This window comes from Citrobacter sp. Cpo071 (genome assembly GCF_030332765.1).
Lineage (GTDB): Bacteria > Pseudomonadota > Gammaproteobacteria > Enterobacterales > Enterobacteriaceae > Citrobacter > Citrobacter portucalensis.
This window is the reverse complement of record NZ_JAOWHE010000079.1, coordinates 341,313-348,425: the sequence shown is the minus strand read 5'-3', so window position 1 is coordinate 348,425 and position 7,113 is coordinate 341,313. Positions and strand designations below refer to the sequence as shown.

The window sequence follows — 7,113 nt, the reverse complement described above, 5'->3', positions numbered from 1 at the left end:
TCCCCACTGCTGCCTCCCGTAGGAGTCTGGACCGTGTCTCAGTTCCAGTGTGGCTGGTCATCCTCTCAGACCAGCTAGGGATCGTCGCCTAGGTGAGCCGTTACCCCACCTACTAGCTAATCCCATCTGGGCACATCCGATGGCAAGAGGCCCGAAGGTCCCCCTCTTTGGTCTTGCGACGTTATGCGGTATTAGCTACCGTTTCCAGTAGTTATCCCCCTCCATCGGGCAGTTTCCCAGACATTACTCACCCGTCCGCCACTCGTCACCCAAGGAGCAAGCTCCTCTGTGCTACCGTTCGACTTGCATGTGTTAGGCCTGCCGCCAGCGTTCAATCTGAGCCATGATCAAACTCTTCAATTTAAAAGTTTGATGCTCAATGAATTAAACTTCGTAATGAATTACGTGTTCACTCGTTGAGACTTGGTATTCATTTTTCGTCTTGCGACGTTAAGAATCCGTATCTTCGAGTGCCCACACAGATTGTCTGATAAATTGTTAAAGAGCAGTTGCGACGCGCTTTAGCGCTCTGTCGCGAGGTGGCGTATATTACGCTTTCCTCTTTCAGAGTCAACCCTCATTTTCAGGTTTTTCTCTTCAACCGAACCGGCTGTTTGTGTGAAGTGATTCACATCCGCCGTGTCGATGGAGGCGCATTATAGGGAGTCGACTCAGGAAGACAAGCGGAAAAATGCATTTTTGTTTCAACCGCTCACCTTTTATCCACAACGCTTACTTTTGCTGCTTTTTGATCGCCATTGGCAGGTCTGCCAAACTATTTATGACCAAATCTGCCGCATTTTCTGCTTCCGGCGTGACGGGTTTGCCTGTGCGCACCAATACCTTCGTGCCAACATTCGCAGCTGCCGCCGCCTGCATATCTTCAATTTTGTCGCCTACCATATAAGAAGCGGCCATATCGATGTGCAAGAAGTCTCGGGCGGAGATAAACATGCCAGGATGCGGTTTACGGCAGTCGCAGACCTGACGATACTCTTCTACAGTACCCTGCGGGTGATGCGGGCAGTAGTAGATACCATCCAGCTCAACGTCGCGATCGGCCAGCGACCAGTCCATCCATTCGGTCAACGTTTCAAACTGCGCCTCAGTAAATTTACCACGCGCGATACCAGACTGGTTCGTCACGATAATAAGCGCGTAACCCATCTTTTTAAGTTCACGCATGGCATCAATAACGCCGTCGATAAACTCAAACTCGTCGATCTCATGTACATAACCGTGGTCCACATTAATGGTACCGTCACGGTCGAGAAAAATTGCGGGTACAGACTTTGCCACCTTTTATAGCTCCTGAATAAGGCATGTGACTCTAGTATCGCATGTTTCAGCGGGCAAGAAAGTGCTCATCGTGCAAAGCCCGATTGATTTAGACGTCTGGATGCCTTAACATCCATCTTGTTGACGGCTTCGACCGTACCTGACAGACGAAAATGCCACGGCTAACTTAATTACGATAATAAATAACCAATGATTAAACTTTCGAATATCACCAAAGTGTTCCAGCAGGGGACTCGCACCATTCAGGCGCTAAATAATGTCAGCCTGCATGTTCCTGCCGGGCAGATTTATGGCGTTATTGGCGCCTCCGGCGCCGGTAAAAGTACGCTCATCCGCTGCGTTAACCTACTCGAACGCCCTACCGAAGGCAGCGTTCAGGTTGGCGGTCAGGAGCTGACCACGCTTTCTGAATCGGAGTTGACTAAAGCTCGCCGTCAAATCGGCATGATTTTTCAGCACTTTAACCTGCTCTCTTCCCGTACGGTGTTCGGTAACGTCGCACTACCGCTGGAACTGGATAACACGCCAAAAGAAGAGATCAAACGCCGCGTAACAGAACTGTTGGATTTGGTTGGTCTTGGAGACAAGCACGATAGCTACCCGGCCAACCTTTCCGGTGGACAAAAACAGCGTGTGGCGATCGCCCGTGCGCTGGCAAGTAATCCCAAAGTGTTGCTGTGCGATGAAGCCACCAGCGCACTCGATCCGGCAACGACCCGCTCGATTCTGGAATTATTGAAAGATATTAATCGTCGTCTGGGACTCACCATTCTGCTGATTACTCACGAGATGGACGTTGTAAAACGTATTTGTGACTGCGTGGCGGTCATCAGTAATGGTGAACTGATTGAGCAAGACACCGTTAGTGAAGTGTTCTCACACCCGAAAACGCCGCTGGCACAGAAATTTATCCAGTCCACGCTGCACCTGGATATTCCGGAAGATTATCTGGAACGTTTAAAAGCGGAGCCGGAAGCCGACAGCGTGCCGATGCTGCGTATGGAATTCACCGGTCATTCGGTCGATGCACCGCTACTTTCTGAGACGGCCCGTCGCTTTAATGTGAATAACAACATTATTAGCGCGCAGATGGATTACGCCGGCGGCGTGAAGTTCGGCATCATGCTGACTGAAATGCACGGCACACAGGAAGATACACAAGCAGCCATTAGCTGGTTGCAGGAACACCATGTAAAAGTAGAGGTACTGGGTTATGTCTGAGCCGATGATGTGGCTGCTGGTTCGCGGCGTATGGGAAACGCTGGCAATGACCTTTGTGTCCGGTTTTTTTGGCTTTGTGATTGGTCTGCCGGTCGGCGTGTTGCTGTACGTAACGCGTCCGGGGCAAATTATTGAGAACGCGAAGCTCTACCGTACGCTCTCTGCGCTGGTGAACATTTTCCGTTCCATCCCGTTCATCATCTTACTGGTGTGGATGATTCCGTTCACCCGCATGATCGTAGGCACCTCAATCGGACTGCAGGCAGCTATCGTTCCGCTGACCGTCGGTGCCGCGCCGTTTATCGCCCGTATGGTGGAAAACGCGCTGCTCGAAATCCCGACCGGGCTGATAGAAGCCTCTCGTGCGATGGGCGCCACGCCGCTGCAAATTGTACGTAAGGTATTACTGCCAGAAGCGCTGCCAGGACTGGTCAATGCGGCCACCATCACCCTTATCACGCTGGTTGGTTACTCCGCGATGGGCGGTGCCGTCGGTGCCGGTGGTCTTGGACAGATTGGCTATCAGTACGGCTATATTGGTTACAACGCTACCGTAATGAATACAGTACTGGTATTGCTCGTCGTTCTGGTTTATTTAATTCAGTTATCCGGCGATCGCATCGTCCGGGCTGTCACGCACAAATAACGTTGCACACAACACTAAAAACTCATTAAGAAAAGGAAATAAGCATGGCGTTCAAATTCAAAACCTTTGCGGCAGTTGGAGCCCTGATCGGTTCTCTGGCACTTGTGGGTTGCGGTCAGGATGAAAAAGATCCTAATCACATCAAAGTGGGCGTTATTGTTGGCGCAGAGCAGCAGGTTGCAGAAGTCGCGCAGAAAGTGGCAAAAGAAAAATACGGTCTGGACGTTGAGCTGGTCACGTTTAACGATTACGTTCTGCCTAACGAAGCGCTGAGCAAAGGCGATATCGATGCTAACGCCTTCCAGCACAAACCATACCTGGACCAGCAGATCAAAGATCGTGGTTACAAGCTGGTTGCTGTAGGCAATACTTTTGTTTACCCGATTGCGGGCTACTCCAAAAAAATCAAATCGCTGGATGAGCTGCAGGACGGTTCCCAGGTCGCGATTCCAAACGACCCGACTAACCTTGGCCGTTCCTTGCTGCTGCTGCAAAAAGTGGGCTTAATCAAACTGAAAGACGGTGTTGGCCTGCTGCCAACCGCGCTGGACGTGATTGAAAACCCGAAAAACCTGAAGCTGGTTGAACTGGAAGCACCGCAGCTGCCGCGTTCCCTGGACGATGCACAAATCGCACTGGCGGTCATCAACACCACCTACGCCAGCCAGATCGGCCTGACTCCGGCAAAAGACGGTATCTTTGTTGAAGATAAAGATTCCCCGTACGTAAACCTGATTGTAACTCGTGAAGACAATAAAGATGCTGAGAACGTGAAGAAATTCGTTGAAGCATACCAGTCTGACGAAGTGTACGAAGCAGCAAACAAAGTCTTCAACGGCGGTGCTGTTAAGGGCTGGTAATTTTAGGCTGTTTACAGAATCTGTAATATCATCAGGACGGGCGCTTGCCCGTCTTGTCATTTATGCAAGCACCTGATTCAATATCTGACGTTTAGATCATTCATTGAGGAAATATTATGCGTGCTTTACCGATCTGTTTAGTAGCACTCTTGCTGAGCGGCTGTTCTATGTTAAGCAGATCCCCTGTTGAACCCGTTCAAAGCACCGCAACCCCGCCGAAAGCGGAGCCGGAAAAACCGAAAGCACCGCGCGCTACGCCGGTAAGAATCATTACTAACGCTGAAGATTTAGTAGGCAAACCGTTCCGCGATCTTGGCGAAGTTAGCGGTGAATCCTGCCAGGCTTCAAACCAGGATTCCCCTCCGAGCATTCCAACCGCACGCAAACGCATGCAGATTAACGCATCAAAAATGAAAGCTAATGCGGTATTGCTGCACAGTTGCGAAGTGACCAGCGGAACGCCGGGTTGCTATCGTCAGGCGGTTTGCATCGGTTCTGCACTGAACATTTCGGCGAAATGAGCCATTTTCAGTTCGAGCAAATAGGCGTTATCCGCTCACCTTATAAAGAAAAGTTCGCCGTTCCACGCCAGCCCGGTCTGGTGAAAAGCGCCAGCGGTGAACTGCATTTGCTCGCACCTTATAACCAGGCCGATGCCGTTCGCGGCCTGGAAGCCTTCAGTCATTTGTGGGTGATTTTTGTTTTTCACCAGACAATGGAAGGTGGATGGCGTCCGACCGTGCGCCCTCCCCGCCTTGGCGGCAACGCCAGAATGGGTGTCTTTGCCACGCGTTCAACGTTTCGTCCTAACCCTGTTGGCATGTCGTTGGTTGAGCTACGGGGCATCCGCTGCCATAAAGAGCACGTGATCCTCGAACTCGGTGGGCTGGATCTTGTTGATGGCACGCCAGTCGTAGATATAAAACCGTATCTGCCGTTTGCCGAATCGTTACCCGATGCTCGCGCCAGCTATGCTCAGGATGCCCCCCAGGCCAGCGTAGACGTGACGTTCAGTGAAGATCTCGCGGAGCAGCTACCGAAGCTCGAACAACGTTACCCGCATCTTCGTCAGTTTATTGCCGAAGTGCTGGCGCAGGATCCGCGTCCTGCCTACCGTAAAAACGAGGAAGAAGGCAAAACCTACGCCGTCTGGCTGCTGGACTTTAACGTCCGCTGGCGCGTCACGCCGTCAGGATTTGAGGTCTTTGCTCTGGAAGCCCGCTAATTTGCGTCGCGTACTCTTTTGACATCCCTTTCTCGCTGGTAAACTAAACCACTTTTGTTTTGTGCCAGGCTCGTTTTGAGCCTGTTCGATCGTTCAACTGGAACCGTAACAACATGCGTACTAGCCAATATCTGCTCTCCACTCTGAAGGAGACACCTGCCGACGCCGAAGTCATCAGCCACCAGCTGATGCTGCGCGCCGGGATGATCCGCAAGCTGGCCTCCGGGTTATATACCTGGCTGCCGACCGGCGTGCGCGTCCTGAAAAAAGTCGAAAACATCGTGCGTGAAGAGATGAACAACGCCGGTGCGATCGAGGTGTTGATGCCGGTCGTTCAGCCTTCTGAACTGTGGGAAGAGAGCGGCCGTTGGGAACAATACGGCCCGGAACTGCTGCGTATTGCTGACCGTGGCGATCGTTCGTTCGTCCTCGGCCCAACGCATGAAGAAGTGATCACCGACCTGATCCGTAACGAGCTGAGCTCTTACAAACAGCTGCCGCTGAACTTCTATCAGATTCAGACCAAATTCCGTGACGAAGTCCGTCCGCGCTTCGGCGTGATGCGCTCCCGCGAATTCCTGATGAAAGATGCATACTCTTTCCACACCTCTCAGGAATCCCTGCAGGAAACCTACGACGCGATGTACGCTGCGTATAGCAAAATCTTCAGCCGTATGGGGCTGGATTTCCGTGCAGTACAAGCGGATACCGGTTCTATCGGCGGCAGCGCCTCTCACGAATTCCAGGTGCTGGCGCAGAGCGGCGAAGACGATGTGATCTTCTCCGACTCTTCCGACTATGCGGCGAACATCGAATTTGCCGAAGCCGTTGCGCCGAAGGAGCCGCGCGCGGCAGCAACCCAGGAAATGACGCTGGTAGATACGCCGAACGCTAAAACCATCGCCGAACTGGTTGAGCAGTTCAACCTGCCCATCGAAAAAACCGTGAAAACCCTGCTGGTGAAAGCCGTTGAAGGCAGCAGCTACCCGCTGGTCGCCCTGCTGGTTCGTGGCGATCACGAGCTGAACGAAGTCAAAGCGGAAAAACTGCCGCAGGTTGCCAGCCCGCTGACCTTTGCCACCGAAGAAGAAATTCGTGCGCTGGTAAAAGCAGGTCCTGGCTCGCTCGGTCCGGTGAATATGCCAATTCCGGTGGTTATCGACCGTACCGTTGCAGTAATGAGCGATTTCGCTGCCGGTGCCAACATCGACGGTAAACACTATTTCGGTATCAACTGGGATCGCGATGTGGCCACCCCGGAAGTTGCTGACATCCGTAACGTGGTCGCCGGCGACCCTAGCCCGGACGGCAAAGGTACGCTGATGATCAAACGCGGTATCGAAGTCGGCCACATCTTCCAGTTGGGTACCAAGTACTCTGAAGCAATGAAAGCCGCTGTTCAGGGCGAAGATGGCCGTAACCAGACGCTGACTATGGGCTGCTACGGTATCGGGGTCACTCGCGTAGTCGCTGCTGCTATTGAACAGAACTTTGACGATCGTGGCATCGTATGGCCAGATGCCATTGCCCCGTTCCAGGTCGCCATTCTGCCGATGAACATGCACAAGTCCTACCGTGTGCAGGAGCTGGCTGAAAAGCTGTACGCTGAGCTGCGCGCGCAGGGTATCGAAGTGCTGATGGACGATCGTAAAGAGCGTCCGGGCGTGATGTTTGCCGATATGGAACTGATCGGTATCCCACACACCATCGTGCTGGGCGACCGTAACCTCGACAACGACGATATCGAATACAAATACCGTCGTAACGGCGAGAAAGAGCTGATTAAAACCGGCGACATCGTCGACTTCCTGGTCAAAGCCATTAAAGGCTAATACCAACAAAAAGGCCCTGATTATCAGGGC

Annotated in this window: 7 protein-coding genes and 1 rRNA gene; 6 read left to right on the top strand and 2 right to left on the bottom strand. The window is 52.4% G+C overall.

Features of this window, described 5'->3' with window-relative positions:
* A 16S ribosomal RNA gene (locus OGY09_RS12085) occupies positions 1 to 363 on the bottom strand; the annotation flags it as partial.
* Positions 364 to 732: 369 nt separating this feature from the next.
* The gene (gene gmhB, locus OGY09_RS12080) at positions 733 to 1,299 is read right to left on the bottom strand and encodes a D-glycero-beta-D-manno-heptose 1,7-bisphosphate 7-phosphatase (protein ID WP_003829138.1); all 567 of its coding nucleotides are present in this window, start codon (positions 1,297 to 1,299) and stop codon (positions 733 to 735) included.
* A gap of 189 nt (positions 1,300 to 1,488) precedes the next feature.
* On the opposite strand from gmhB, the gene metN reads away from it, so the two are divergent.
* The 6 genes from metN to proS all read left to right on the top strand — a co-directional run bounded on the left by metN (position 1,489) and on the right by proS (position 7,083).
* Positions 1,489 to 2,520, top strand: a complete 1,032-nt coding sequence (gene metN, locus OGY09_RS12075) for a methionine ABC transporter ATP-binding protein MetN (protein ID WP_003829140.1) — start codon at positions 1,489 to 1,491, stop codon at positions 2,518 to 2,520.
* Complete coding sequence (locus OGY09_RS12070) at positions 2,513 to 3,166, top strand: methionine ABC transporter permease MetI (protein WP_003018471.1); 654 nt, start codon at positions 2,513 to 2,515, stop codon at positions 3,164 to 3,166. Before metN ends, OGY09_RS12070 begins: the two co-directional genes overlap by 8 nt.
* A 44-nt stretch (positions 3,167 to 3,210) precedes the next feature.
* Positions 3,211 to 4,026, top strand: a complete 816-nt coding sequence (gene metQ / locus OGY09_RS12065; protein WP_003829145.1) for a methionine ABC transporter substrate-binding lipoprotein MetQ — start codon at positions 3,211 to 3,213, stop codon at positions 4,024 to 4,026.
* Between the two features lie 116 nt (positions 4,027 to 4,142).
* On the top strand, positions 4,143 to 4,547 hold the full coding sequence (gene rcsF, locus OGY09_RS12060) for an envelope stress sensor lipoprotein RcsF (RefSeq protein WP_003018477.1): 405 nt from the start codon (positions 4,143 to 4,145) through the stop codon (positions 4,545 to 4,547).
* Positions 4,544 to 5,251: a tRNA (N6-threonylcarbamoyladenosine(37)-N6)-methyltransferase TrmO gene (gene tsaA / locus OGY09_RS12055; protein ID WP_003829147.1), complete on the top strand. Its 708-nt coding sequence runs from the start codon at positions 4,544 to 4,546 to the stop codon at positions 5,249 to 5,251. Before rcsF ends, tsaA begins: the two co-directional genes overlap by 4 nt.
* Before the next feature lie 113 nt (positions 5,252 to 5,364).
* Positions 5,365 to 7,083 (top strand): proline--tRNA ligase, encoded by a 1,719-nt coding sequence (gene proS / locus OGY09_RS12050; protein WP_003829149.1) that lies wholly within the window; start codon positions 5,365 to 5,367, stop codon positions 7,081 to 7,083.
* The last annotated feature ends 30 nt before the right edge of the window (positions 7,084 to 7,113 follow it).

Coding starts and splice junctions, on each gene's coding strand:
- metN (WP_003829140.1), top strand. CDS start 1,489: ATGATTAAACTTTCGAATATCACCAAAGTGTTCCAGCAGGGGACTCGC.
- OGY09_RS12070 (WP_003018471.1), top strand. CDS start 2,513: ATGTCTGAGCCGATGATGTGGCTGCTGGTTCGCGGCGTATGGGAAACG.
- metQ (WP_003829145.1), top strand. CDS start 3,211: ATGGCGTTCAAATTCAAAACCTTTGCGGCAGTTGGAGCCCTGATCGGT.
- rcsF (WP_003018477.1), top strand. CDS start 4,143: ATGCGTGCTTTACCGATCTGTTTAGTAGCACTCTTGCTGAGCGGCTGT.
- tsaA (WP_003829147.1), top strand. CDS start 4,544: ATGAGCCATTTTCAGTTCGAGCAAATAGGCGTTATCCGCTCACCTTAT.
- proS (WP_003829149.1), top strand. CDS start 5,365: ATGCGTACTAGCCAATATCTGCTCTCCACTCTGAAGGAGACACCTGCC.